Source organism: Flavobacterium ovatum (assembly GCF_040703125.1).
Taxonomy (GTDB): domain Bacteria; phylum Bacteroidota; class Bacteroidia; order Flavobacteriales; family Flavobacteriaceae; genus Flavobacterium; species Flavobacterium ovatum.
Genome location: NZ_CP160035.1, coordinates 758607 through 785037 on the forward strand (window position 1 = coordinate 758607; position 26431 = coordinate 785037).

The window sequence follows — 26431 nt, forward strand, 5'->3', positions numbered from 1 at the left end:
CGGTTGCAAAGATAGAGCTAAATTTAATATTTGCAAGCAAAAAATAAAAAAAATTTACTTTTTTTTACTTCCCTATTACTGCCTTGTAAATATCATTTCCGTTAGCAAATAAAAGCAATGATATAAGTAAAACAAAACCAACCATTTGAGCATTCTCTAAGAATTTATCAGATGGTTTTTTACCACTTATCATTTCGTATAATAAAAACATTACATGTCCACCATCAAGCGCAGGAATCGGCAATAAATTCATTACTCCAAGCATAATTGACAGCAAAGCCGTAAGTGTCCAAAACACTTCCCAACTCCATGTACTTGGAAAAATATCAAATATCGCTTTAAATCCGCCTACTTGTTTGTAAGCTCCCGTATCTGGGTTAAATATCATTTGCAATTGTTTTCCATAACCTATTAACTGGTCTTTTCCTTTTTCGATTCCCACAGGAAATGATTCAAAGAAACCAAACTCTTGTTTGCGTACTTTATAATATCCTAGTTTCTCTAAGGAATCCATTCCTAAGCCACCTAATTGAACGCCTACTTTTCCTTCAGCGTTAATTTGTAACGATATAGAAATTTCTTTTTGATCACGTAATACAACAGCAGGAACCGTCTTATTTTTGTTAGCTTCTAATATCGTTTTAGCTTCGTCAAAATATTTTACTTTTTGACCGTTCAAAGACAAAATCATGTCTTTAGCTTCCAACACCGTGTTAGGCGATCCGTCAGCTACAGCACCAATCACAAAAGGCATACGAATAGAAACCAGTTGCCCCTTCTCTACTTTTGACAATTGATCAATAAAATCTTCTGGCATTGTTATCGTCTGCTCCGCACCATTTCTTTCGACAAGTACGTTATGACCCATGATAATTTTCATGTTGATTTGGTTGTCAAACTTGGTAATTTTCTCACCGTCAACCGCTAAGATGTTATCCCCAGTTTGGAAACCTACTTTTTGCAATACTGGATTCTCAATCAATAAACCATCTTTCAAGTCTTCCATAGCAATATAAGTATCGCCGTAAGTAAAGGCCATTCCGATATAGATAATGAAAGCCAAAATAAAGTTTACTGTTACACCACCAAGCATGATAATCAAACGTTGCCAAGCTGGTTTTGAACGAAATTCCCAAGGTTGTGGTGGTAATGCCATTTGCTCCTTGTCCATGCTTTCGTCAATCATTCCAGAGATTTTTACATAACCTCCCAATGGCAACCAACCGATTCCGTATTCTGTTTCCCCAATTTTTTTCTTCAACAGTGAATATTTCACATCAAAGAACAAATAAAATTTTTCGACTCTGGTTTTGAATAATTTAGCAGGAATAAAATGTCCTAATTCGTGAAGTATAATAAGTAATGATAAGCTCAATAAAAATTGAGAAAGCTTGATAAATATTTCCATTTTAAAATTTTAATTCTTTTTTTCAACTCACAAAAGTAAGCTTTTCTATTTTATTTCCTTTGCAATAATACGGCATAAGGTTTTAAATGTTTGTTAATTAGTGTAATTTTAATTTCAATACAAACAAGATGCATTAAATTTACCGTTCTACTCTAATTCCTTAACAATAGTAGTACCAAACTAACGCAACTAATAATAAAATAGCATGCAAAAAATAAAAACAGCATTACTCTCATACGGCATGTCCGGCAAAGTATTTCATGCACCTTTCCTTAGTTTACATCCAGGCTATGAACTCATAGGTTCTTGGGAACGAACCAACAAATTGATTCAAGCCGATTATCCAGCGGTAACCAGTTACCCCACTATAGAATCTGTCCTAGAAAGTAATGCAGAACTCATTGTAGTGAACACACCAACAGCTACTCATTTTGAGTACACCAAGAAAGTTTTACAAGCTGGCAAGCACGCCATTGTAGAAAAAGCATTTACTACCACCGTTGCCGAAGCGCAAGAACTAGCCGCTTTAGCCAAAGAAAAAGGACTCAAATTGGCCGTTTTCCAAAACAGAAGATGGGATAGCGATTTTAAAACCATCAAAAAAGTTATTGACCAAGAACTTTTGGGAGAACTAGTAGATGCTGAATTTCATTTTGACCGCTACACTCCTACTTTGAGTCCAAAAGCACACAAAGAAACGATAAGTGGTGGCTCTGGAATAGTAAAAGATTTAGGTCCGCACTTGATCGACCAAGCCTTGAGTTTATTCGGTTTTCCACAAGCTGTCAATGCCGATATTCGCATCACACGCGAAAATTCATTAGTTGATGATTCACTAGACATTTGCTTGTTTTACCCCAATTTTAGAGTTCGCCTAAAAGCTGGTTTTTTCAATAGAGAAATGATTCCGTCCTATATTTTACAAGGCAAAAAAGGGTCTTTTTTCAAACACCGTGGCGATGTTCAGGAAGACCAACTCAAACTCAACCACAAACCCAATTTGACCGACTGGGGAACCGAAGACAAGGCACAGGAAGGACTGCTCCACACTGAAATCAATGGCAAAATAATTAGTGAAAAAACCCCAACACTACAAGGCAATTATTACGACTATTTTGACGGAATGTATAACGCTATCACACAAAACAGCGCCGAACCCGTAACCCCTCAAGACGGAATTCAAGTCATGCAGATCATCGAAGCTGCCATTCAAAGCAATAAAGAAAAACGAAGAATCGAATTTTAAATTTTCATCAGGAGTACACGAATTATTTCCAAAATTCGTCCCCTCCTGCTGTTCGCTATATCTTTTTTGTGGTTCCAAAAAAGAACCACAAAAAAGGATGCCGCTGCCATCAGGACTAGCAACAACTTATATCCTCAAAATTACTTTTTCACAGCAGCAATTACAGATTGCAAAAAATCATTGAAGTCAAAACAGTCTTCTCCTTTCAATCCAAGGTGTACAATGACCAAATCCTTTGACGGAATAATGGCCACCATCTGTCCTTGAAAACCATTACAGTAATACATATCACGAGGCACATCCGGAAAATGACCACCCGCATTGAGCCAAAATTGAGCTCCATAACGACCTTCGGAAGTATCGGTTGGAGTACTGGTAAATTTTACCCATTCTGGCGAAAGAATTTGCTCCCCATTCCAATTTCCTTGGTTCAGATACAGCAAACCAAACTTCCCCCAGTCTCTAGCTGTTGCCCAACCATAAGACGAACCCACATAATTCCCAATCATATCGGTTTCTAGCACCATCGAATTCATTCCAATTTTATCAATCAGGTTCGTGTACCAAAAATCCAAATACTCTTGATGTGATTTAAATTGATAACGCAATATCTTAGACAATAAATTGGTGGTTCCACCAGAATAACACCAATGGGTGTTGGGCTGAAAAGCCAATGGTTTGTCGATTTGTACTTTTCCCATATCAACCGCTTGGTACAACATTCTAGTTACATCGCAAATTTTAGTATAATCTTCTACCCACTCCAATCCCGAATTCATTTGCAACAAATTACGGGTGGTGATATTTTTTCTTCCATCATTTTGCCATTCGGGAATAGGAGCTGGTTTATCGATATCAAATTTCCCTTGTTGCTCCAAAGCGCCAAATAGAGCTCCCGTAATACTTTTGGCCATTGACCAACCCAATAATTTACTAGTCTCATCAAATCCAGATGCATATTTTTCGGCTAAAATCTGATTTTTATAAATAACGACTACTGCCCGAGTTCGTTTTTCTTTTTGTCCAGAAATATCAAAAGAATTAGCAACTGCGGCATTTAATGCATTGTAATCTATATTGGTAAAAACAATTTCCTCTGGTTTAACATCTCCATAAGGATAAAATCCTGGCTTTGACTTCACTCTTTTGGGAACTAAAAAAGGTCTCGATTCATCAAAATCTTTATTGATTAAGGTTGCACCAATTCCTTCACGGTAAATCGCTTTTCGTTTTTGCAGTCCAAATACAGATGCCGTTGCGTATTTCCCTTTTTCGAATAGAGTATTACTTGCCAAACCAAATACTTTGAAATCATTATCTTGCGATTCTATCAAATCTAGCGGACGGTTGTCGATAAAATGACAGGAAGCCACATTCTTTGCCGAAAATCCTGAAAAGAAATCGAGTTTACGATACACTATTCTTCCAAAAAAACCACATAGCAGTAGCACTAGTAAAAACAGAAAAAATCCCATCATATTCAAGAGGCGTTAGACTGCAATTTAAAAAATAAAAAACGCAAAATTATTCCTTTTGAAATTTTATTCCTCAAAGACAAATCAAAAAAAGCAAATTACTTCTGTTCATTAAACATCATTTTCATAGCATGAAAAGTTCTTTTGCCACGAATTTTACGAATTCACACGAATAAAATAGAAGTTTTAAGAGAATTCGTGGAATTAGTTATTTAAGTTTTAGAATTCGTGCCAATTTGTGTAATTCGTGTCAACTTTTTTTACTTTAATCATAAAAAGCAAATAACAAAACTGTCCTAAAAATTTACCAAATCCTGCCAAAAACGATTTAGAATTAGTACTTTTGTATTTAGATTTTTTCTAAATAACTATGTTAGACATTCAAAAAACAAGATCCGATTTCCCTATTCTTTCTCAAAAAGTAAACGGAAAACCTTTAGTATATTTCGATAACGGCGCTACTTCTCAAAAACCACAAGTGGTGATTGATGCTATAGCCAAATATTATCAAGAAATAAACGCCAATATTCACCGTGGTGTTCACACCTTAAGTCAGTTAGCAACTGATGCGTATGAAATAGCACGTGGCAAAGTTCAAAACCACATAAACGCCAAACACAGTCACGAAGTACTTTTTACTTCAGGAACTACTTTTGGAATTAATTTGGTTACCAATGGTTTTGCTGCAATATTAAAACCAGGAGATGAAGTACTAGTTTCGTCACTAGAGCACCATAGCAATATTGTGCCTTGGCAAATGCTTTGCGAAAAAACAGGAGCAACCCTCAAAGTTATTCCAATGAATGAAGCGGGAGAATTAATTATGGCCGAATACGACAAATTATTGTCGGATAAAACCAAAATTGTAACCGTAAATCATATTTCGAATGCCTTGGGAACCATCAACCCCATTGAATATATGATTGCAGAAGCGCACAAAGTGGGAGCTGCGATTTTGATTGATGGTGCACAAGCGGTACCGCATCTTAAACCAGACGTTCAAGCTTTGGACTGTGATTTTTATGTATTTTCTGGTCACAAAATGTGTGGTCCAACAGGAACTGGAATTCTATACGGAAAAGAAGACTGGTTAAATAAACTCCCTCCCTATCAAGGTGGTGGCGAAATGATTAAAGAAGTCTCTTTCGAAAAAACAACTTATGCCGAATTGCCTCATAAATTTGAAGCCGGAACGCCTAATATCGCTGGCGGAATTGTTCTAGGAACTGCCATTGATTATATGAATGAAGTTGGTTTTGAGAACATTCAAAAACAAGAATTAGAGTTATTAGAATACGGAACCGAGAAATTATTGGAAATTGAAGGCTTGCGTATTTTTGGAACATCCAAAAACAAAACATCTGTGATTTCTTTTAATATCGAAGGGATTCATCCGTATGATATTGGGACCATCATTGACAAATTGGGAATTGCTGTTCGTACAGGACATCATTGCGCACAACCCATCATGAGTTTTTACGGAATTCCAGGCACGATTCGTGCTTCGTTTTCGTTTTACAACACCAAAGAAGAAATTGACAGTTTGGTAGCAGCGATTAAAAAGGCCCAAATGATGTTGTCTTAATAATTTTTTATGAAAAATGTAATCGCATTATTGTGTTGTCTACTTATAGGGAGTAGTTGTGCTTGTCAAAAAAATGAAGACATGAAAACCGCAATAATCGAATATGTTGCCAATACTAGAGGCTTTTATCAAAAAATAGAAATACAAAACAAAACAGCTTCGGTTACAAACGACCGTTCTGGAAAGGAGAAAGCAAAAACAATATCAATATCTGATGAAGATTGGAAAGAGATCGTCAGTTTATTCCAAAAGGTAAAGCTAGAGGAATTAGCACAATTGAAAGCGCCTACTCAAAAACGATTCCATGACGGTGCAGCCATCGCTAATTTGAACATAAAATACAAAGAAAAAGAATATGAGTCTGCTAGTTTTGACCATGGATTTCCGCCTGCTGAAATAGAAAAAATAGTAAATAAAATCAATTCATTTGCAAAACAAAACAATGAAAATTAAAGAAATACAAGACGAGATAGTAGACGAATTTTCGATGTTTGATGATTGGATGGAGCGCTATGAATACATCATCGACCTCGGAAAAAAGTTACCGCTTATCGCCGAAGAATATAAAACCGACAATAATTTAATCAAAGGTTGTCAATCGAAAGTTTGGTTACAAGGAGAGCAAAATGATGATACGATAGTATTCACAGCAGACAGTGACGCTATCTTGACCAAAGGGATTATTGCGATTTTGATTCGTACTTTCTCCAATCAAAAAGCGATTGACATCATCAACGCTGACATGGATTTTATTGACGAAATTGGTTTGAAAGAACACCTTTCTCCAACACGTGCGAATGGATTGGTATCGATGATTAAGAATATTAAGATGTATGCTTTGGCATTCGATGCTAAGAAATAGACACTGATATGTTTTTTTAAACCATATAAGAAATGTAAGAGCATTTAAGAGAAACTAATAATTAAGAACATGTAAGCTTTTGATTGGGTTTCAATTACATAAAAATTCTTACTTTAGTAGTATCATCAACATCTACTACTATGGTTACTAAGAAATCATTAAAGGATTTAATTTACACTGTAAATGGAGCAGCAATTGAAGTTCACAAACAATTAGGTCCTGGTTTATTGGAAAGTATTTATCATAAATGCATGATTCATGAATTAACTCTAAGAGGAATCCATTTTCAGACCGAACTTACAATTCCAATTGAGTACAAAGGTTTAAGTTTAGAATCTGATTTAAGATGTGATTTATTTGTCGAAAATTGCCTAGTAGTTGAATTAAAAGCAACTGATAAAATTATACCGGTTCATGTTGCGAAATTAATGTCATACATGAATCTTTTGGAAGCTCCGATTGGATTAATGATTAATTTTAATGTCACAAATATTTTTGACCATGGTCAAAAAACATATGTCAATAATAGATATAGTACACTAAAAGAGGAATAAACAAGCTTATATCTCTTTTAAGCAACAACACTTATATGGTCTTATATTTCTTATATGGTTAAGAAAAAAATATAATTCTAATATGGTTTAAAACATAAAACAAATAAAAATGGAACAACAAATAGACACCAACGAATTAGGAGAATTGATCGTAAAAAAATTAAAAACCATTTACGATCCAGAGATTCCTGTAGACATATACGAATTAGGATTGATTTATGACGTAATGGTAAATACAGATTATGAAGTAAAAATCTTGATGACTTTGACATCTCCAAACTGCCCAGTTGCAGAAAGTTTACCAAGAGAAGTAGAGGAAAAAGTGAAATCAATTGAGCACATCAAAGATGCCGAAGTAGAAATTACTTTTGACCCGCCATGGAGCAAAGATTTGATGAGCGAAGAAGCAAAATTAGAATTAGGAATGCTTTAAAAAAGTTTCATGTTAAAGGTTTCACGTTACATAAGAAAACTTGAAACCTTAAACCTTAAACTTGAAACTTGAAACCAAAAGAAATGGACGAAATAATCAACAAAGTTGCCGAGAGCAAACTGGAGGTTTTTGATTTGGAAGATTACTATCCAAAAGGACAGCGTGTGCAAATTGATATTTCACAATGGCTGATTGAAGGTTTTTTATTAAGAGAAAAAGACTTTAGAGAAAGCCTAAAAAATCACGATTGGTCACAATACCAAGATCAATTGGTTGCTATTCATTGTAGTACAGATGCGATTGTTCCGGCCTGGTCTTCTATTTTGGTTGCCATTCAATTGGCTCCTTTTGCAAAAAAAATTGTAGACGGAACTATTGATGACTTAAACGCTTCTTTATATGAAGAATTGTTACCTAAAATTGACTTTTCTGTATATGAGAACAAAGCAATGATAATCAAAGGCTGTTCAAAAAAACCAGTACCTACAAGGGCTTATATTTTGGCAGCACATCATTTGCAACCTTACGCTCGTAGCATTATGTACGGGGAAGCATGTTCGGCAGTGCCGTTGTACAAAGCTCCTAAAAAAGCATAAAACAATCATGTTTACTAAAAAAACAGCCCAATTCGTAGGGTTTTGCCGCTTTTTAAGCGGCTTTTTTTTATATTTACATAAACCAAAATATTTTAATCATGAAAAAAATCTGTTATTCAATCAGTTTTATATTGATAGGTATTGCGCTTCAAGCACAGGAGGTAGTAAAAGACACTACAAAACTATGGACTAAGAAAGGAAATATTTCTTTACTTTTCAATCAATCTGCTTATAACAAAGAATGGCTAGGCGGAGGAACATCCAACATAGCTGGAAATTTTGGTCTAAACTATGATTTCAATTATAAAAACGGAGATGTCGTTTGGGACAACAAGTTTATCATGGCGTATGGATTGAGTAAAATAAAAGGAATACCAGAAACTGCCAAAACAGATGACCGCTTGGAACTAAATTCTCTTTGGGGTAAAAAAGCTTCAGGGGATTGGTATTACTCCGCTTTTTTTAATTTCAAAACGCAAATGGATTCAGGTTTTGATAATAAAACAGGTGTTCGATTGTCACACTTTTTCTCGCCTGCTTATTTTCAATTTGGACCAGGTATGCTCTGGAAAAAAAGTGATAACCTAAGTGTGAATATTGCACCTGCCGCAGGAAAATTTATTTTTGTACACGATCATTTTACGACAACAGGACCTTCCTTTGGAGTCAAACAAGGAGATACTTCTCGTTTTGAATTTGGTGCCAGTATTTCAGCCTACTACAAAGTGAACGTAATGACCAATGTTTCTATTGAAAATAGATTAAATTTATATTCTAACTATTTAGACAATCCTCAAAACGTGGATGTAGATTACCAAATGAATGTGGTAATGAGAATCAACAAATACCTAACAGCGAATATAGCTGTTCAAGCTATTTATGATGATAACTCGATTAAGGCAACGCAAATACGTGAAGTTTTTGGCCTTGGTGCTAATTATGGGTTTTAGAAAAATTATTTCTTATTATCTCAACTAAAAAAGCCTTTTGAAATCAAATTCAAAAGGCTTTTTTACTGTTTTTGGAAATTTAAAGTTCCTTTAAAATATCCCCATTGGGATTTACAACTAGTCTTTTAACATCGTTGTCTTTTTTAATTTTCAAACTATACTCATTATTAAGGACTTCACCCTCTGATTGAGTATATAACAACTTATCATTGACAATTATCCATTCAGGATAGGTTTTGTAAATTGAAATTAACACTTTGTCAGGCAGTCTAACATTTTTATACTTTTCTACTACACGAGTTAATTTTCCATTTCCATCATAAGTAGCTGCCAAAGAGCCTTTTCTTAATCTCATGACAACCAAATATTCTTTAGCTCCTTCATAGTCCCTTCCTATATCATAGGAAATAAATTTTTCTTGAAGTCTATTGACGTGTTTGTCAGGGTTATTATCTCGCAAATAAACCGAAAAATCTTTTTCAGCCTTATGTATGACGACTTCAGGCAAATTGGTTATCTCTAAATTTAACTTATTGTCCACTTTTTCACCTTGAGAGTAGGTGACCGTTGCAAAACCAAAAAATAATAAACTTATAATTACTGCTTTCATGACATATAGATTTTAGTTAATAAAAAATTACTGCAATTATTTTAAATAATTAATCACTATTTAATTGTAGGTTTTTAATTACGCCCTGAAAATCATTATTTTTATTATATAGGTGGTATTAAATTCAGAAAGATTATGCGAAAACTTATTTCTTAAAGTTAACTTATTTAATTATTCATAATTGTTAATAGAGACGTTAAAAACCAAAAGTAAACTTGCGTTTTAATTATAAAACCACGCTTTTATACACTAAATTCCTCATAAATCGTACAGTTCTTTTGTTAAAGAAAAATCCCTTTTGAAACACTAGGTTTTCAAAAGGGATTTTTCTTTACTCTTCGTCCTTTTCCACGACATCCTTATAATCAGGATACAAAAACTTGTTGTATGGAAAGCGTGTGACATGTATGTGACGCACGGCTTCATAAACACGTTCTCTGAATTCTTCGAAATTTTCTTTGTTGGTTGCCGAAATAAACAACGCATTCGATTCTCCTACACGACTCATCCAAGTGGATTTCCATTCTTCAAGAGTATAATGTTTAGGTGTTTTTTCGGTAATCAAATCGTCTTCGTCTATCGTTAAATATTTATAAGCATCGATTTTATTAAAGACCATCAAAGTCGGCTTATCGTGTGCTTTGATATCGGCCAAAGTTTGATTTACAGAAGCGATATGATCTTCAAAATCTGGGTGAGAAATATCAACAACGTGCAATAACAAATCGGCTTCACGAACTTCATCCAACGTACTTTTGAAAGAATCTACGAGTTGTGTTGGCAATTTTCTAATAAATCCTACGGTATCTGAAAGCAAGAAAGGCAGGTTTTTAATCACTACTTTACGAACTGTTGTATCCAAAGTTGCAAAGAGTTTGTTCTCTACAAACACATCGCTTTTCCCTACGGCATTCATCAAGGTCGATTTCCCTACATTGGTATATCCTACCAAAGCTACTCGTACCATTGAACCACGATTGCTGCGTTGCGTCCCCATTTGTTTGTCAATGGCCTTGATTTTATCTTTCAAAAGAGCAATACGATCACGCACGATACGTCTATCGGTTTCAATCTCTGTTTCTCCAGGTCCACGCATTCCAATTCCTCCTTTTTGACGTTCAAGGTGAGTCCACATTCCTGAAAGCCTCGGCAATAAATATTGGCATTGCGCCAACTCTACTTGAGTACGTGCGTAGGAAGTTTCGGCACGTTGTGCAAAAATATCTAGGATAAGGTGTGTTCTATCAAGGACTTTGCAATCCTCGATTATTTTGGATATGTTTTTTTGTTGCGAAGGTGTTAACTCGTCATCAAAAATCAAGGTCGAAATTTTGTTCTCTTTTACATACAACAAGATTTCTTCTATTTTACCAGTCCCTACGAAAGTTTTGGGATTGGGTTTGTCCATTTTTTGATAAAAACGTTTAACTACTTCACCACCTGCGGTAAAAGTCAAAAACTCTAGTTCGTCCAGATATTCGTTGAGTTTATCCTCGGGTTGATTCTGAGTGATGATTCCAACTATAGCCGTTTTTTCAAAATTGATTTCTTCTTTTTCTATCATAATATTGAATAAGTTACAAATTTAATGATTTGCAAACTAGAAATTGGTTTTAAGAGTCTTTAATATTTTGACTCTAATGCATCCTTATATTTATTGAACTGAAATCAAATCAATATCAAACAAAAGTACAGAACCACCTGGAATTGGACCAGTAGAATTATCTCCGTAACCAATATTTGAAGGGATTAATAACACTCCTTTTCCACCAGCTTTGAATTTTGGAATACCTTCTGTCCAACCTCTAATCACTTGGTTTAATCCAAAAGAGATTCCTTCGGCACCGCTTTGGTCAAAAACAGTTCCGTTTGTAAAATACCCTTTGTAAGCCACGGTTACATTTGAATCTGCTGTTGGCTGTGCCCCTTTTCCTTCTTCGGTAATGATATAATACAAACCAGAGTCCGTTTTTTCGGCCGTTAGATGATTTTTTTCTAAATAATCTTTAATTTCTTGCTCATTTTTAGCTGAATTATCAGTCACTTCAACTTGTTGTTGATTTTGCTCTTGATCTTGATCTTTCTTTTTACAAGAACTCACTGAGATTGCTAATGTAATTGCTACTACTGCGTAATACTTCATAATAATTTTTATTTAATAGGGGTTTCAATATATTCTTGCTCTTCAATCTCTTCGGTTTTTTTACCGAGTTTTACTTTTGGATTTTCTTGTGTTCCGGTAACCGTCAACGGAATCCCGATAATTCCTAGTGGTGGTAATCCCAAACGCATTTTTATGTTCAATTTTCCATCAAAATTAGAAGTTCCTTCGATTCTAGGTCTAAAACCTGCAAATTTGAATTTGAATTGTTCAATAGTAATTATATTATTTTTGATGGTCGTATTAATATCTACCTTCGTCACATTTGGGTCTTTGATGCTTTCAAAACTAGTCGACTTACTCACATTGTTAAACATCTTGAAACCTTTCATTTTTACATCTTTCACAGAAAGCTTTCCGCCTCCAGACAATGACGGATATATAGGTTTCATGTCTTGATTCATCTTCCCTTTTACAGCATAATCCAAAGAAACAATTCCTTCAGCACTTTTTGCCGCTGTTGCCATATTACGAAACATTTCGATTTCGTTATACGCTCTTTTTATATCAAAATCCTCGGCTTTTATTTTAAAATCAAAAAAAGCTCTTTGCAAAGTTTCATTATTATAAACCACATCCATTCTTACGGGACTACCAATAATCTTGAAACCCGACTCTTTCAAACTTAATTTGCCTTTGTTCACATTCATATTTCCAGCCAAATCCGAAATCGTAAGCCCTTGCCAATAGACTTTGTTCGAATGCGCCGAAAGATTCAAATTGAAGTTTGGCGGAATCACAACCACTCCCGAACTGACAGCTGCACTCGCAACTTGTCCATCAACTGGAGCAGGATCTGGACTTGCATACATAAATTCATCTACATATAAATTTTTACTTTTTAAAGCAAAATTCCCTTTTAAAACCGCTTTGTCAGACAACACAAAATTGATCACATTGCTCATGTTTCCGTTCATCACAAAATCGGATTTCCCATAAGATGCTGTAAAGTTTTTGAACTGCAATTGGTCTTGTTTAAAGGTAAAAAGACCTTCGTTAATCACAAAAGCTTTTGGTAAATATTGAGAATATGTCGTAATGTTTCGCAATAATAAAGTTCCGCTATTCTTTAATTTCGAATAGCGACCGTTTGTGGCGTCGCTCTGCGTTCCCTTCAAGGCTAGATTCGCTTTGATATATCCTTTTATATCTAAACCTTTTTGTGAAAACACTTGATAGATTTTGCCCAAATCCATTTCGCCATTTACTTTTAAATCATAGTTGATGTCATCTAGATTACTAAATGCACCTTCTACTTTTACAGGCTTTCCTTCGAATACAAAAGAAGCTGGATTCATTTTTATCGAAAGATCTTTGGTAGTTCCAGCTGGGTTGTCCATTGTCAAATCCAAATTAATATCGGTTATTGGATTAGGATAATATGGCGTTTTGATCGCACCATTTTTCAAATTGATAAATCCTTTCGTTTTAGGTAAAATTTTATTTTCCATGTCATACACACCATTTACCGAAAGATCTGCATTCAAAACTCCTTTAAGATTTATGGTCGAAATTCCGAAAGCGCGATTCATTTTTTCTAAATCCATTTGGGCACGAAAACGAGCAGCAATTGCAGGTTTTTCTAATCCTTTTATATCTAGGATTCCATTGAAATATTCTTTTCCTAAATTGAAATATATAGAATCAATCTTAACATTCAGTTTTTGAGTATCTAAAGAAGGTAATTTGGTGTCAAAATTCAAAAAAAGATTTGATGCCGCCACCGGAACCTTATCATAAGCAATCATCCCTTTTCGAATTTTCATGTTGAAACCTAAATCGGGTTTCTTATTTTCCTTTTCGATATAATCACCTTTTAAAGTCAACAAAACATCTGTTTTCCCTTCGATTATAGTCTTAGACAACCATTGCGTAAATTGAGGTGGAAGAGCAGTAAAAAAATCATACAAATTACTATCAGTCGATTTTACAACAAAATTCATCGCATAACCGTCTTTAATGAAATTGAAGGTTCCTTTGAAATCTACTGGCAATTTATTGATTTTCAAATCATTTTGCTTGAATTCAAAAGCCAAAGAAGTGGTATTGATTTTGGTTATCAACGTCGCATTCACTTGTTTGTTTTTCAAATATTGTTCGCCTCCAAGGCTAAAATCAAAAGAGTTAATCTTCGCTTCGGTCACCAAATCAAAAACAGATTTTTCCAAATCTCCTTTTCCCACATAATTGAAACCACGAGCTTCCATCAGGATTTTAGTCGATAAATCATTATAAACCACCTGAGTATTCTTGATGTCTATCTTTTCTAATTTGATAGTAGTTTCAGAACTTTCGCTGTCAGTAGGACTTTCATCTTTGGATTTATAAACGCTGTAATTCGCCTGTCCTTGTTCATTTACTTTGATATTGAACAAGGCATTCGAAACAAATATTTGGTCAATTTTTACCTCTTTTTTGAAAATCAATCTAGGAATATTTATTCCAAAAGCCATTGCCTTGGCACTAATCAACGTTTCGTTTTTATAAGGAGCAGCTCCTTTTAAATTAAAATCCTTCAACGTAAGTGTCAATGAAGGAAAATGATCAAAAAACGACAAATTGGATTCCTGAAAATGCAATTCGCCCTCAATATTTTCGTTAGCAAAAACCTTAATTTGATTGGTAATGAATTCTGGAAACAATTTTGGCAATGCAAACATTAATACTAGTAGACCAACTATTGTAATCCCAGTAATTTTCAACCCTTTGAGTATCTTACTCTTCATTGCTTTAATTTTTTGCAAATGTAAGTCATTTAATCAACAGTAGGATTCTAATAAAATCATAAATTATTCTAGATTTTTCGCACCTATTTTTCTCCATAAATCTGAACATCATCTACTTGAAAAGCACCATCCAAAGCCGTATTTTTACCCGAGCCAATGTATTTGAAAGCAATGTTAATTTTGCCTGTGTAACTCGACAAATCAACCCCACCCGAACCAATAAACTGATACCAAGGAGTAGCTTGTTGCGGCACGTTAAAATTCACTTTTACCCAAGTGGCTTTGGTAACATCCAATCCATCAAAATTTTTGGAAACATAAAGTTCCAAAGTATTCAAAGGAGAATCTACATCCAAGTGGTGTTGGGCACTTCTAAAGGTTAATACTTCATTTTTATAAATATCCATATCTATTTTTGGCGAAATCAACCAGCCAATATTTGAGTTCACTTTTGTTCCACTAATCAAAAACTCTGCGCAACCATTGCCATTATAAACCGCCCCTTTCCAAAACAAAGAACCCGCTTGCACGAGATTGGCCCAACCTGGCAAACTCAAATTACTTTTGTCAACCGCCCCTTGAAAATTTTCTGTAAAAAACGGTATGCCACGTGCTGTAGACGGTTCAATATCACTTTCTGACCGAACAACCAGTTGATAATCTACTCCAAATTTGGTCAAAACTCCTCGCACCTTTACTTTGGTTGTGGGAACTAAACTAGCAGCAAAACGGGCGTAACCACTCGTTCTTAGGTACACTTGATTTCCGTTTTTATCCAACAAATACCAATTGGTACCGCCACCAACATTATTATCATCTTCAAAATAGTGACGACCAATCGCCGCTTCGGCAAATTGCACATCATTCAACTCTACCAAGGTGTTTAAATTACTGTCTTTCAACAATTCTGGAATGGTCATGGTTTTCACCAATTCATCGTCTTTCAAAGTCGTGCAAGATGGAAAAAGTACGTTTTTATAATCGTTTTGCGACAATCGACCCACTGAAGCTTCATTGAAAGCATTGGCATAAATCCCGCCAATACGTAGTCCTCCAAAGTATATATCGGTGTATTGATTTTTTAATTTCAAATAAACTTTGTTTCCCAATCGATAGTCGACATACAAATTACTAGCATCAATAGGAACGCTAAAACCAACGGAAGGAGTGGTGGCTGTTGCCAAAGTTTGCAAAGAAATGGTTTTAAAATAATTGCCATACTCATCTGTAGAAACTACATAGGCCTCAATAATATCATCATAAGGATATGGCGTAACAACCGAATTGGCATTTTTAACCACTTCTAAAACTGTTTTATTAGTCGAAAAATCAATTTGATTGCAAACCATTTGAGGAACTTCAATTTCGCCCGTAACACAAGCCGAAAAAACAAAAAGCAAAACGATTGATAAATAAAATTGTGGTTTCATAAGCCATGATTTTGTTATAAACTTAAATTGAGATTGAGATAATACGTACGACCATATCCCTGAAAATATTTGTTTGCAAACGAAGGTGCAGTGCTCGCCAAATCCTGATTGCGTTGACGAAAATTGGCATTCCGAGCTTGCTCATATCCACCTGTTTTGTAGTAAGTGTCTAGCACATTATTGATGCTGAAAAACAAACCCAAATATCTTTTTTGAATGCGCCAAGATTTTCCACCAATAACATTAAGCAAAGCTACAGCCTGCAACTTTTCTTGTTCCAAAAGTATTTTGGCTCGTTCCTCCGTCGCTTCTGGAAATGTGAAACCACTAGCTGGATTGGTATAAAAACGACTTGTTCTCGCTATAGGCGAAACATCTACATAACGACCGTCCAGATAATTTATATTTGTGGCCAACCACCAATAATGAGGATCACGGTACTCCAAACCTACACTATAGGCTTGCTGTGGCATTCCGGCTTGCTTGTAATTTTTGAGTAATGCAGTTCCAAAATCAATAGTAGTATTTGGATTGTCAACGGTTGCCAAAGCATCATTTGTAATATGCAAATTTGGGTTGTTTGTATAAAAATACTGTCCGTAGGCTACAGCCAGAGTTGTTTTTAATGTCGAATTGATATTGTATTCCACACTCCATTCTAGCCCTTGATTACTCTTGTTCAAATGAGACATTGTTTGACCTACAAAACCATTGGTGCTAGTGTAACCTGCACCGTTGTCAAAAATCCCTTCGGCATAGAAAAAAGAAGTTTGCGTTGCATTTTGCTGTGTAATGGTATAAACTGTTAATCGGGTTTGAAATTTTGGCGAACGAAAAACATAGCTTGCATCTAGACTATTTATGGTTTCACTTTCCAAGGAAGAGATGACAGAATTATTGAGTCTTGCATTAGGAAAACTACTTTTCAAGGAAGGTGCTTTGGTCAAATGTGCTCCGTTTATGGTTACCGATTGTCTGCCTGAAATTTTAAAGATCATCCCTCCCTTGAAACCAAAATTCTCAAAGTTTAATTTTTGACTTTTTCCAAAAGAATTAGATTCGTAAATTCCGTTTTTATACAATCCTTCTCGTTGGTAACTTGTAGAAGTAAAAGATTGCGCTAGGTAAAAATCAACAGTTTTGTAAGTGAATCTAAACTGCGTAAAAGCATCAAAAGTTTGGGCCAAATAATTGAAATTATACCCATACGCTTCTCCTTTCAAAACTTTTCGATTCGGATTATTCAAGTCCGATTGTGATTGACTGCCTTTATAATACGGATCAAAATCTTCAAAATAAGCTCCTCCTAATAAATCAATCAATTTTTGATAATTATGAGATTGTAAGTTGGAGAACGAAGCGCCAGCATTCATCATCACGTTGGCATTTATTTGGGTAGCAAAAAGGCTGTTGCCTGCAATAGTAGTGTCATCGGTGCGATCTTCATACAATACATAATGACTTTGTGCAGGCGCATAACCGCTTATTTTACCGTTTCCATCTAATATCGGACTTTGATTGGCGCGATACAAAGCAGCCCAATCAATTTGAGGATTAGCCAAAAATTGCAAGCGACTCTTCTCTGCATTCCCTTCATCTGGAATAAAAGCGCCAGAATACTCGCCTTGGTCGGCAGTGTATAGCGAAAGATAATAACTCGGTAACTTTCGATAATACGCAGGATCGGGACTGTTGGCATTTTGATAATCAATATTACTATTGCTAATTTTTCCTGTCTGATACATCACAGAAGATTGCAGATTACTATGGTCGTTGATGGTAAAATAATGATTCACCATAAAAATTGGTTCTGCTACCGTTTTGACCCTTGCATTTCGTTGCTTCCCGTCTTGAAAACCCCAATAGGCATTATAATTTTTAGAAGTAAGCTGAATCACTTCATCGGTATTTGGCGAATTCTTCCCTCTGGCATTGGGTGTATAAAAACCAGAGAAATTCAAAGAATGTTTATCATTTATTTTCTTTTCGACACCCACAAAAACCGAATTACCATCATAAGTCGTTCCGTCAAAAAAACCTTCATTTGCCCATCGTTTACCCGCCGAAATCACATACGCCCAACCATTCGACATCAAACCTGATGCATGCGTGGCAATCGTTCGCCAATTGTAATTGGTATTGGTTGCCGAAAAAGTGATGCGGGTTCCTTTTCTAAAAATGGAAGCTCGTGTATTAATTTCTTGAGTTCCCAAAACACCTCCAAAACTATAGTCCGAAGCCGTCGTTCCAATGGTGAGTTCTTGATTACGAGTCACGTCATTGAGTCCGCCCCAGTTACCCCACTGTGGTCTGCCGTCATAGACTTTGTTCATTTTGACACCATTAATAAGCGTTGTTGCTTGCTCGCTATCGAGTCCCCGCATTCTAAAACGCACAGCTCCCCAATTGAAGGCAGCGGCTTGCTGAAAAGCATCTTTGGTGGATTGTAATAAAATAGAAGTACTCACAGAACTGCCGTTGTCATCTTGAACTTCTTCATCCAAAAGTCGAATCGTATTGCTCTGTTGTTCCGAAACGACATCTTCCTCTAAAATGAGTGTACCTAAATTCAATATTTTATCTTCGGAAACGGAAATAGACAACAAAATATCTTTATACCCTTGACTATGTACAAGTAGTAAATATTCGCCTGAATTAATTACGTCCAATACAAAGGTTCCATTGGTACTTGTCAATTGCATCAAGATGGTATTTTGTAGTGACACCACAACAGAGGATAATGGCTGTAGTGTTTTAGACTCTAAAACTGTTCCCGAAACCTGAGTGCTATTTTGAGGAAAAAGTAATACAAAGGGAAACAACAAGGAAAAATAAAGTAGCGGTATTCTCATACACAAATCTCATTTTAAAAATAATTTATAATCCAGCAATTGCTTCTATAGCATCAACCCTAATGGTTATAACTGTATAAACTAAATTTGTTTTGAAAATGAGTTGTTTCTATTATATAATGAGGTATTTACAACGCCCTACTAAAGTAGGAAAAAAACGATGTGATTTTACAGTTTTTTATTTATTTATTAAAAAAAAATAATAGCCCTGTTTATCTTTACAATTTATCCTAATTATTAGAACAATTGAAAAGATAAACTCTTGGGATAATCTTAAAATTATTTACTGTAAATATAAGCTTCAAGGCCTTTTAATTCTTCATCGCTCATGGCTTTGGTAATAGCAAAATTGGCTTTCATAATCTCATACTGACTTGGGTCAACCAAGGGTTTCGCATCGTCTTTTAAGAACGCGATAATACTTCCGCCTTTGGCTTTATAAACCGATGCAATTTCTTGTACGCTGGGCCCAATCAGTTTAGTATCCACTTTATGACAAGTTATACAAGTTCCTTTTCCGTTAAAAATGGTTTCTCCCAATTTTTCTGGTGTTTGAGCTTCTGCCGGCATTCCTTCAGAAGAGGCTTCCGTAGTTGCGGCTGGTTCTTGTTTGCCAAATGATTCTTCTTCTTTCTTTTTGCAAGAAATGGCTAAAAAAACCAATCCAAAAATTATTATTTTTTTCATATTTGTATGTATTTATACTATCAAAGATAAAATATTATAAATTTATAACTAATGACATTTATCATCTTAATGAAAAAGTCAATACTTATTTTATTTTTTTAAAAGTATAGCCGCTTCTTTAGCAAAATAGGTAGAGATCAAACTCGCTCCTGCTCTTTTGATGCACATTAATTGTTCCATCATAATGGCATCATTGTCTAACCAACCTCTTTCGGCAGCGGCTTTTATCATCGCATATTCACCGGAAACATGATAAACTGTCACAGGAACATTTACTGCATTTTTTACTTCACGAACAATATCCAAATAAGCAATTCCTGGTTTTACCATAACCATATCTGCTCCTTCTTCTACATCCCAAACCGCTTCTTTAATAGCTTCGATGCGATTGGCATAATCCATTTGGTACGTTTTTTTATCTTTTGGTACTTCGACTTCCGATTCTTTTGGTGCGCTATCCAAAGCATCACGGAAAGGCCCGTAAAAAGCCGAAGCATACTTAGCGGAATAACTCATAATTCCAACATTGTGAAAACCTGCCGCATCAAGACCTTGACGCAAACGCAACACACGTCCATCCATCATATCAGATGGTGCTACAAAATCGGCACCAGCCTGGGCATGTGAAACTGCCATTTTGACTAGCGAATCATTTGTAGAGTCATTCTCTACATCTCCATTGGCAATGATTCCGTCGTGACCATAAATAGAATAAGGGTCTAATGCCACATCTGGCATGACAATCATCTCTGGACAAGCCGTTTTAATAGCACGAATTGTATTTTGCATCAACCCATTTGGATTCCACGCTTCTTTTCCTGTATTGTCTTTTAAACCCTCGCTTACTTTCACATAAATATTGACTGCGCGAATTCCTAATTCAAATAATTCTTTGACTTCCTTAACTGTCAAATCTATCGAACGGCGAAAGATTCCTGGCATAGATGGAATGGCAACTTGCACATTTTCGCCTTCTGCAACAAACATTGGAAACATAAAATCGGATGGACTTAAAGTTGTTTCGCGAACCAAACTTCTAATGGATTCATTGGTTCTTAATCTTCTACCTCGCTGTAATGGGAACATAATGATGTGTGATTAACGGTTTTTGATTAACGATTTTTGATTTATGTTGATTGTCACCATTAATCAAAAATCATCGGTCTTTAATCTTATTATTTTTATATTTAATAGAATGTCGTTTAACGATTAGTTATATCTGAAATCAAAAATCGTTATTCAGCACTCTTAAATCCATTCTTTTGGATTCTCTAACACTTGAATTAATTTTTCTTCTTCACTTCCCGTTTCTGGATGATGGTCATAAACCCACTGCACATGTGGTGGCAAACTCATCAAAATCGATTCAATTCTTCCGTTGGTTTTTAATCCAAATAAAGTCCCTTTGTCGTGCACCAAATTGAACTCTACATAACGACCACGACGGATTTCTTGCCATGTTTTTTGTTCTGGTGTGTAAGGTAATTCTTTTCTCTTTTCAACAATCGGAACATACGCTTCTAGGAAACTATTCCCAACCTCAGAGACAAAGTTAAACCATTTTTCCATGCTCATCTCTTCGGTTGCTTTGCAATAGTCAAAGAATAATCCTCCAATTCCACGGGCTTCATTACGATGTGCATTCCAGAAATAAGCATCACATTGTTTTTTATATTTTGGATAAAAGTCTGGATTGTGTTTATCACAAGCTGTTTTACAGGTTTGGTGAAAATGAGTTGCATCTTCTTCAAACAAATAATAAGGGGTTAAATCTTGTCCGCCTCCAAACCATTGCTGGATTACATTTCCCTTTTCGTCATACATCTCAAAATAGCGCCAGTTCGCATGTACCGTAGGCACCATTGGACTTTTTGGATGCAAAACCAAACTCAATCCACAAGCAAAAAAATCTGCTTCACCTACATTAAATAGCTTTTGCATACTGTCTGGTAATTTACCGTGAACAGCTGATATATTGACTCCACCTTTTTCAAAAACTCTTCCGTTCTCGATTACTCGAGTTCTTCCGCCACCGCCTTCTGGACGTTCCCAAAGATCTTCTTTAAATTTGGCTTGACCATCAACAGCTTCTAGTCCTGCTACGATTTGGTCTTGTAAAGTTTGTATGTATGCGTAGAATTTATTTTTCATTATAAATCAGCTTTTACCGCTGCAATTTTATTAAATATTCCAAACGAAAAAGTTTTACTTTCTTGTTGAATATAATTGTAAATGGCTAATGCTTTTTCGATTAAATCAAATGGCTTTTCTTTCGAAAAAACCACTAAAAAATCTGCAAATTGTTCTTTTTGATACCAATCGAAATGCAATCTTTCTAATAAGACGAGTAAGTCGATAGTTGTAATTTCACCTAAACTTCCAATCGTAAGTCCGAAATCTTTTAATGCTTCTCCTAATTGATCACTATCAAATGTTTTATTAGGCACAAAAACCAATGAATGCAACGTCTTTAACACATTGTCAATTCGTTCACTTTCCTTGTCACGTAATCCTTTGTTTAACATATTATTGAGTTTTCAGTCGCAGTTTTCAGTTCACTGTGACCGAAAATTGCGACTGCATACTATTTTACTAATTCCCGTATTCCTTCACAGCATCAATAAACGCCTTAGCATGGTCTACTGGAATATTAGGTAAAATTCCGTGACCTAAGTTCACGATGTATTTGTCTTTACCGAATTCGTCAATCATTTCGTGTACCATTTTCTTGATAACCGGAATTGGAGACAATAATCTTGATGGGTCAAAATTACCTTGTAAAGTAATGTTTCCACCCGACAAATATCTTGCGTTTCTTGGAGAACAAGTCCAGTCTACTCCTAATGCAGAAGCGCGGCTTTTTCCCATTTCGCCAAGAGCGAACCAACATCCTTTTCCGAATACAATCACTGGAGCGTCATCTGCAAGAGCTTCAACGATTTGGTTGATGTATTTCCAAGAAAATTCTTGATAGTCTGTTGGAGATAACATTCCGCCCCAAGAGTCAAAAATCTGAACGGCATCTACTCCCGATTTTACTTTTTCTTTTAGGTATAAAATAGTCGTGTCTGTAATTTTTTGCAATAAAACATGTGCTGCTTCTGGGTGTGAGAAACAAAAACCTTTGGCTTTATCAAAGCTTTTAGACCCTTGACCTTCTACCGCATAGCACATAATTGTCCATGGTGAACCTGCGAAACCAATTAATGGCACCTCATCATTCAACATTTCTTTGGTCAATTTAATAGCGTCAAAAACGTATCCTAAAGTTTCATGAACGTCTGGAACGATTACGTTTTCAACATCCTGAATTGTACGAATCGGATTTGGTAAATATGGACCAAAATTTGGTTTCATTTCTACTTCAATTCCCATTGCTTGCGGAATCACCAAGATATCTGAAAACAAAATCGCAGCATCTGGAGCAATTCTACGAATCGGCTGAACTGTGATTTCGGCAGCCAATTCAGGTGTTTGACAACGGGTAAAAAAATCATATTTATCACGCAAAGCGATAAATTCCGGTAAATATCTTCCGGCTTGACGCATCATCCAAACGGGTGGACGTTGAACAGTTTCACCTTTTAATGCTCTTAAAAACAAATCATTCTTTAACATAATTGTATTTCTTTTAATTTCCCCTTCGGGAATTAGGGGATATTTTAATTTTGAGCTTCTGGCTCTATGATTTCAGGATTGTAATGTTCTAAAACAGCAATAATAGTATCCTCCACGGTCGGAATTTCAGCTACTACTATGTTTTTTATTTTATATTCTTCTAATGCTGCAGCAGTTGTATTGCCTACGCAAAAGCAGATTTCTTTTTTAATTTTATTATTCGAAAAATAACTCTCCACAGCTGAAGGACTGAAAAACATAATTCCGTCAAAATTTTCTTGGTCCGATATTTTGAAAGGTGCTAATGTAGTTTGATACACTTCTATTTCGTTAAAGGTAACTCCAGCTTCTTTTAATGCTTCCGGCAACGTCTCTTTACGTAAATTTCCGCTCAAAAAAGTAAAACTTTCTTTGTTGTATATTAAGGTAATAATTTCAGAAAGTTCAGAGGCATAATCCATGTAGACAGCAACTGTAAAACCGTTTTGTTCCAGTAACTCTTTGGTTTTAATTCCAACACAAAAAACCGTTTTGGTTTTAAGAACCTCCCAACCGCTTTGTTCCATTAAACTCCCAACGGCATTTTGACTACTAAAAATCAAATTGCTATTGAATTTATCCAACTCAAATTGGTTGTTTTTTACCTCAATAAAATCTTGTTCCAATAGGTCATAATCCGCATCGATAAATACTTGTCTTTGCTCTGCAGATAATGTTTTGGTTGATAAAATGCTTATTTGACTCATTATTTTTTCAGTTTGTTTTTTATTTCTGTCATCAAAGTTGCTCCTCCGTTATTCAAAACTTCTTGTGCAGAGAAGAATCCTAGTTTCTTCCATTCTTCGATTGGCACCACTTTATCTACTTCTAGTTTTTCTTTTCCGTCAAGCGAAAATAAAACACCTTGAAAATGAATCGTATCTTCCTCTTCATTATAAGTAGCCAAAGCACCAATTGGCGCTGTACAGCCCCCTTCTAAAGTTTTTAGAAATTGGCGTTCTATATAGGTACAGATTTCCGTTTCGATATCGTTCAAATGCGAAAGTGCATCTAGTGTAAAATTGTCGTTCCCCATGGCTACCACAAGCATCGCTCCTTGTGCAGGTGCAGGAATCATCCAATCGAGTGCAATAAGATTTTCCGCAACTAGATTGATACGTTCCAGTCCAGCAGCAGCAAACACAGCTCCGTTCCAGTCGTTATCGGCTAGTTTTTGCATACGCAAATTGACATTTCCTCTTAAATCAACTACTTTATGATTTGGATATTTGTTCAACCATTGTGCTTGACGTCGCAAACTTCCGGTAGCAATTGTTCCGTTTCCTTCCAAGAAATCTAAACTTCCTTTGTAGGCCAAAACATCGACCGTATTGGCTCTTTCTAAAACAGCTGCTTGAACTATTCCAATTGGCAAAGCAGTAGGCACATCTTTCATAGAATGCACAGCAATATCAACCTCGCCATTAATCATAGCGATATCTAGTGTTTTTGTGAAAATCCCGGTAATTCCTAGTTCGTATAAAGGTTTGTCTAGTACGACATCTCCTGTTGATTTTACGGCTACAATTTTAGTTTTATAGCCTAAATCATTTAATTTTTTTTCTACTGTATGCGCTTGCCATAATGCGAGTTCACTATCACGGGTACCTATACGTATTATTTTATCTGCCATTTTTATTTTTTACAAATGATAAAGCAATATTACCATTATTTATTTTAACCATTAAGAAATTAAGATTCATTAAGGGTTAGTTTTAACTCTCATCTAAACATCGCAAAATATTGATTTACAAATGGTTCAAAAATAATTCAATGTTTTACAATTACTTAACCAACGCCTCAATCTTGAACACTTTTTCAATCCACTCGATGCTTTCATCTACCATTGTATTTTCATCTTTCAAATGATTGGCAAAATGAGTCGTGATTTTGTGAATGATTCTAGCGCTGATAATCTCAGCTTGTTCTTCATTAAAACCTGCAATTTTCTTGCTTTGGAAATTCAATTCTGCAGTTTTAATATCGTTCAATTTGGCTTTCAAAGCATTGATGGTGGGAGCAAATTTTCTTCCTTTTGTCCAAGTAATAAATTCTTCCTTTATTTCCTCAATAATTGCCTCGGCATCTGGAATGTGTTTCTTTCTTTTTTCTATAGTTTCATCTGTCAATTGCGACAAATAATCCATATGAATTAAAGTCACACCATCTAATTCCTCAACATCCTCATTTACATTTTTTGGAATCGATAAATCCAAAATCAACAACGGTTTCTTTAAGTTCAAAATCGCTTTGTCTACCGTTGGGTTTTGTGCGCCTGTAGCAACAACCAAAACATCTGCTTTTTGCAATTCTAAGTGCAACTCTGAATAATCTTTTACGATTAAATTCAGTTTTCCAGCTAGTTTCTCGGCTTTGTCTTTGGTTCTATTTATAAGAGTGATGTGTTCGTTTTTGGTGTGTTTTACCAGGTTCTCACAGGTATTTCTACCTATTTTTCCGGTTCCAAAAAGTAAAATATTTTTATTTCCTATGTCTTCTACATTTTTGAAGATATATTGTACTGCAGCAAAAGCAACCGAAGTGGCTCCTGAGCTAATTTCGGTATCGGTTTTTATTTTTTTGCTGGCTTGAATTACAGCATTTACCAAACGCTCCATAAAAGTATTGACAAGGCCTAATGCTTTTGCATGAATAAAACTGGTTTTAATTTGCGCAATTATTTCAAAATCTCCTAAAATCTGACTGTCTAAACCAGTACCCACTTTAAAGATATGACTGATGGCTTCATTGTTTTTATAAACAAAACCCACACGTTGAAATTCTTCTACTGTCCCATTACTATTTTCACAAATCAATTTTATCAATTGAAAAGGATGTTCTGCAAAACCATAAATTTCCGTACGATTGCAGGTTGAAGTAACCACTAAACTTTCGATGCCTTCGTTTTTGGCTTGTTCCAACAAACGTGTTTTGGCAACAGAGTCTAAACTAAATTTACCCCTCGTTGCAGCATCAGCTTTTTTATAGCTCAATCCTACAGCGTAGAAATAGTGGTGTTTTATGTTATTATTTTCCATAAATAGTACTTTTCAAGAAAGTCAAGCAAAATTATTACTATAGCTTTGATAAAAACAACGCTAGAAGTTCTTTTTATGTCGCTACATGTTTTTTCGACAAAAAATCGTTATTTTTTTATATTTATTCCTATTTTTGTACTGAAATCAGGCAATAGCAACTG

Annotated in this window: 24 protein-coding genes; 8 read left to right on the forward strand and 16 right to left on the reverse strand. The window is 35.3% G+C overall.

Going from position 1 to position 26431, the window contains the following annotated elements:
- Positions 1-64: 64 nt before the first annotated feature.
- Positions 65-1408 (reverse strand): RIP metalloprotease RseP, encoded by a 1344-nt coding sequence (gene rseP / locus ABZP37_RS03335; protein WP_366185600.1) that lies wholly within the window; start codon positions 1406-1408, stop codon positions 65-67.
- 205 nt (positions 1409-1613) lie between these two features.
- On the opposite strand from rseP, the gene ABZP37_RS03340 reads away from it, so the two are divergent.
- On the forward strand, positions 1614-2654 hold the full coding sequence (locus tag ABZP37_RS03340; protein ID WP_366185602.1) for a Gfo/Idh/MocA family oxidoreductase: 1041 nt from the start codon (positions 1614-1616) through the stop codon (positions 2652-2654).
- Positions 2655-2794: 140 nt separating this feature from the next.
- Here the strand turns inward: ABZP37_RS03340 and ABZP37_RS03345 are convergent, their stop codons facing one another.
- Positions 2795-4132: a serine hydrolase gene (locus ABZP37_RS03345; RefSeq protein WP_366185604.1), complete on the reverse strand. Its 1338-nt coding sequence runs from the start codon at positions 4130-4132 to the stop codon at positions 2795-2797.
- 367 nt (positions 4133-4499) lie between these two features.
- On the opposite strand from ABZP37_RS03345, the gene ABZP37_RS03350 reads away from it, so the two are divergent.
- From ABZP37_RS03350 to ABZP37_RS03380, 7 genes are all read left to right on the forward strand, one after another.
- Positions 4500-5714 (forward strand): cysteine desulfurase, encoded by a 1215-nt coding sequence (locus tag ABZP37_RS03350; protein WP_366185605.1) that lies wholly within the window; start codon positions 4500-4502, stop codon positions 5712-5714.
- An 81-nt stretch (positions 5715-5795) separates the two neighbouring features.
- Positions 5796-6167, forward strand: a complete 372-nt coding sequence (locus ABZP37_RS03355; protein ID WP_366185606.1) for a hypothetical protein — start codon at positions 5796-5798, stop codon at positions 6165-6167.
- A complete protein-coding gene (locus ABZP37_RS03360; RefSeq protein WP_366185608.1) occupies positions 6157-6576 on the forward strand; it encodes a SufE family protein in 420 nt (139 codons plus the stop codon). The genes ABZP37_RS03355 and ABZP37_RS03360 overlap by 11 nt, the downstream gene beginning before the upstream one ends.
- A gap of 140 nt (positions 6577-6716) precedes the next feature.
- Entirely contained in the window at positions 6717-7130 is a 414-nt protein-coding gene (locus ABZP37_RS03365; RefSeq protein ID WP_366185610.1) for a GxxExxY protein, read from the forward strand.
- Positions 7131-7239: 109 nt separating this feature from the next.
- Entirely contained in the window at positions 7240-7563 is a 324-nt protein-coding gene (locus ABZP37_RS03370; RefSeq protein WP_366185612.1) for an SUF system Fe-S cluster assembly protein, read from the forward strand.
- 83 nt (positions 7564-7646) lie between these two features.
- On the forward strand, positions 7647-8159 hold the full coding sequence (locus ABZP37_RS03375; protein WP_366185614.1) for a DUF2480 family protein: 513 nt from the start codon (positions 7647-7649) through the stop codon (positions 8157-8159).
- Positions 8160-8257: 98 nt separating this feature from the next.
- Positions 8258-9109, forward strand: coding sequence for a DUF3078 domain-containing protein (locus ABZP37_RS03380; protein WP_366185616.1), 852 nt, complete (start codon positions 8258-8260; stop codon positions 9107-9109).
- Between the two features lie 79 nt (positions 9110-9188).
- Here the strand turns inward: ABZP37_RS03380 and ABZP37_RS03385 are convergent, their stop codons facing one another.
- The 14 genes from ABZP37_RS03385 to hemA all read right to left on the reverse strand — a co-directional run bounded on the left by ABZP37_RS03385 (position 9189) and on the right by hemA (position 26270).
- Positions 9189-9719 carry a hypothetical protein gene (locus tag ABZP37_RS03385; protein ID WP_366185618.1) on the reverse strand — a complete coding sequence of 177 codons (531 nt, stop codon included), beginning with the start codon at positions 9717-9719 and terminating at the stop codon, positions 9189-9191.
- A gap of 331 nt (positions 9720-10050) precedes the next feature.
- Positions 10051-11283 carry a GTPase HflX gene (gene hflX / locus ABZP37_RS03390; protein ID WP_366185619.1) on the reverse strand — a complete coding sequence of 411 codons (1233 nt, stop codon included), beginning with the start codon at positions 11281-11283 and terminating at the stop codon, positions 10051-10053.
- A gap of 90 nt (positions 11284-11373) precedes the next feature.
- Entirely contained in the window at positions 11374-11862 is a 489-nt protein-coding gene (locus ABZP37_RS03395; protein WP_366185620.1) for an FKBP-type peptidyl-prolyl cis-trans isomerase, read from the reverse strand.
- Positions 11863-11870: 8 nt separating this feature from the next.
- On the reverse strand, positions 11871-14606 hold the full coding sequence (locus ABZP37_RS03400; RefSeq protein WP_366185621.1) for an AsmA family protein: 2736 nt from the start codon (positions 14604-14606) through the stop codon (positions 11871-11873).
- Positions 14607-14689: 83 nt separating this feature from the next.
- On the reverse strand, positions 14690-16036 hold the full coding sequence (locus ABZP37_RS03405) for a DUF5689 domain-containing protein (RefSeq protein WP_366185623.1): 1347 nt from the start codon (positions 16034-16036) through the stop codon (positions 14690-14692).
- A 14-nt stretch (positions 16037-16050) separates the two neighbouring features.
- Positions 16051-18888: a carboxypeptidase-like regulatory domain-containing protein gene (locus ABZP37_RS03410; protein ID WP_366185625.1), complete on the reverse strand. Its 2838-nt coding sequence runs from the start codon at positions 18886-18888 to the stop codon at positions 16051-16053.
- Between the two features lie 279 nt (positions 18889-19167).
- On the reverse strand, positions 19168-19575 hold the full coding sequence (locus ABZP37_RS03415; RefSeq protein ID WP_366185627.1) for a c-type cytochrome: 408 nt from the start codon (positions 19573-19575) through the stop codon (positions 19168-19170).
- A 90-nt stretch (positions 19576-19665) separates the two neighbouring features.
- Positions 19666-20661, reverse strand: a complete 996-nt coding sequence (hemB, locus tag ABZP37_RS03420) for a porphobilinogen synthase (protein WP_366185629.1) — start codon at positions 20659-20661, stop codon at positions 19666-19668.
- A 162-nt stretch (positions 20662-20823) separates the two neighbouring features.
- On the reverse strand, positions 20824-21726 hold the full coding sequence (gene hemF / locus ABZP37_RS03425) for an oxygen-dependent coproporphyrinogen oxidase (protein ID WP_366185631.1): 903 nt from the start codon (positions 21724-21726) through the stop codon (positions 20824-20826).
- Positions 21726-22100: a hypothetical protein gene (locus tag ABZP37_RS03430; protein ID WP_366185633.1), complete on the reverse strand. Its 375-nt coding sequence runs from the start codon at positions 22098-22100 to the stop codon at positions 21726-21728. Before ABZP37_RS03430 ends, hemF begins: the two co-directional genes overlap by 1 nt.
- Positions 22101-22167: 67 nt before the next feature.
- Positions 22168-23193, reverse strand: a complete 1026-nt coding sequence (hemE, locus tag ABZP37_RS03435; protein ID WP_366185634.1) for a uroporphyrinogen decarboxylase — start codon at positions 23191-23193, stop codon at positions 22168-22170.
- A 44-nt stretch (positions 23194-23237) separates the two neighbouring features.
- Complete coding sequence (locus tag ABZP37_RS03440; protein WP_366185636.1) at positions 23238-23939, reverse strand: uroporphyrinogen-III synthase; 702 nt, start codon at positions 23937-23939, stop codon at positions 23238-23240.
- Positions 23939-24865 (reverse strand): hydroxymethylbilane synthase, encoded by a 927-nt coding sequence (gene hemC / locus ABZP37_RS03445; protein WP_366185638.1) that lies wholly within the window; start codon positions 24863-24865, stop codon positions 23939-23941. The genes ABZP37_RS03440 and hemC overlap by 1 nt, the downstream gene beginning before the upstream one ends.
- A gap of 151 nt (positions 24866-25016) precedes the next feature.
- A complete protein-coding gene (gene hemA, locus ABZP37_RS03450; protein WP_366185640.1) occupies positions 25017-26270 on the reverse strand; it encodes a glutamyl-tRNA reductase in 1254 nt (417 codons plus the stop codon).
- Positions 26271-26431 lie beyond the last annotated feature (161 nt).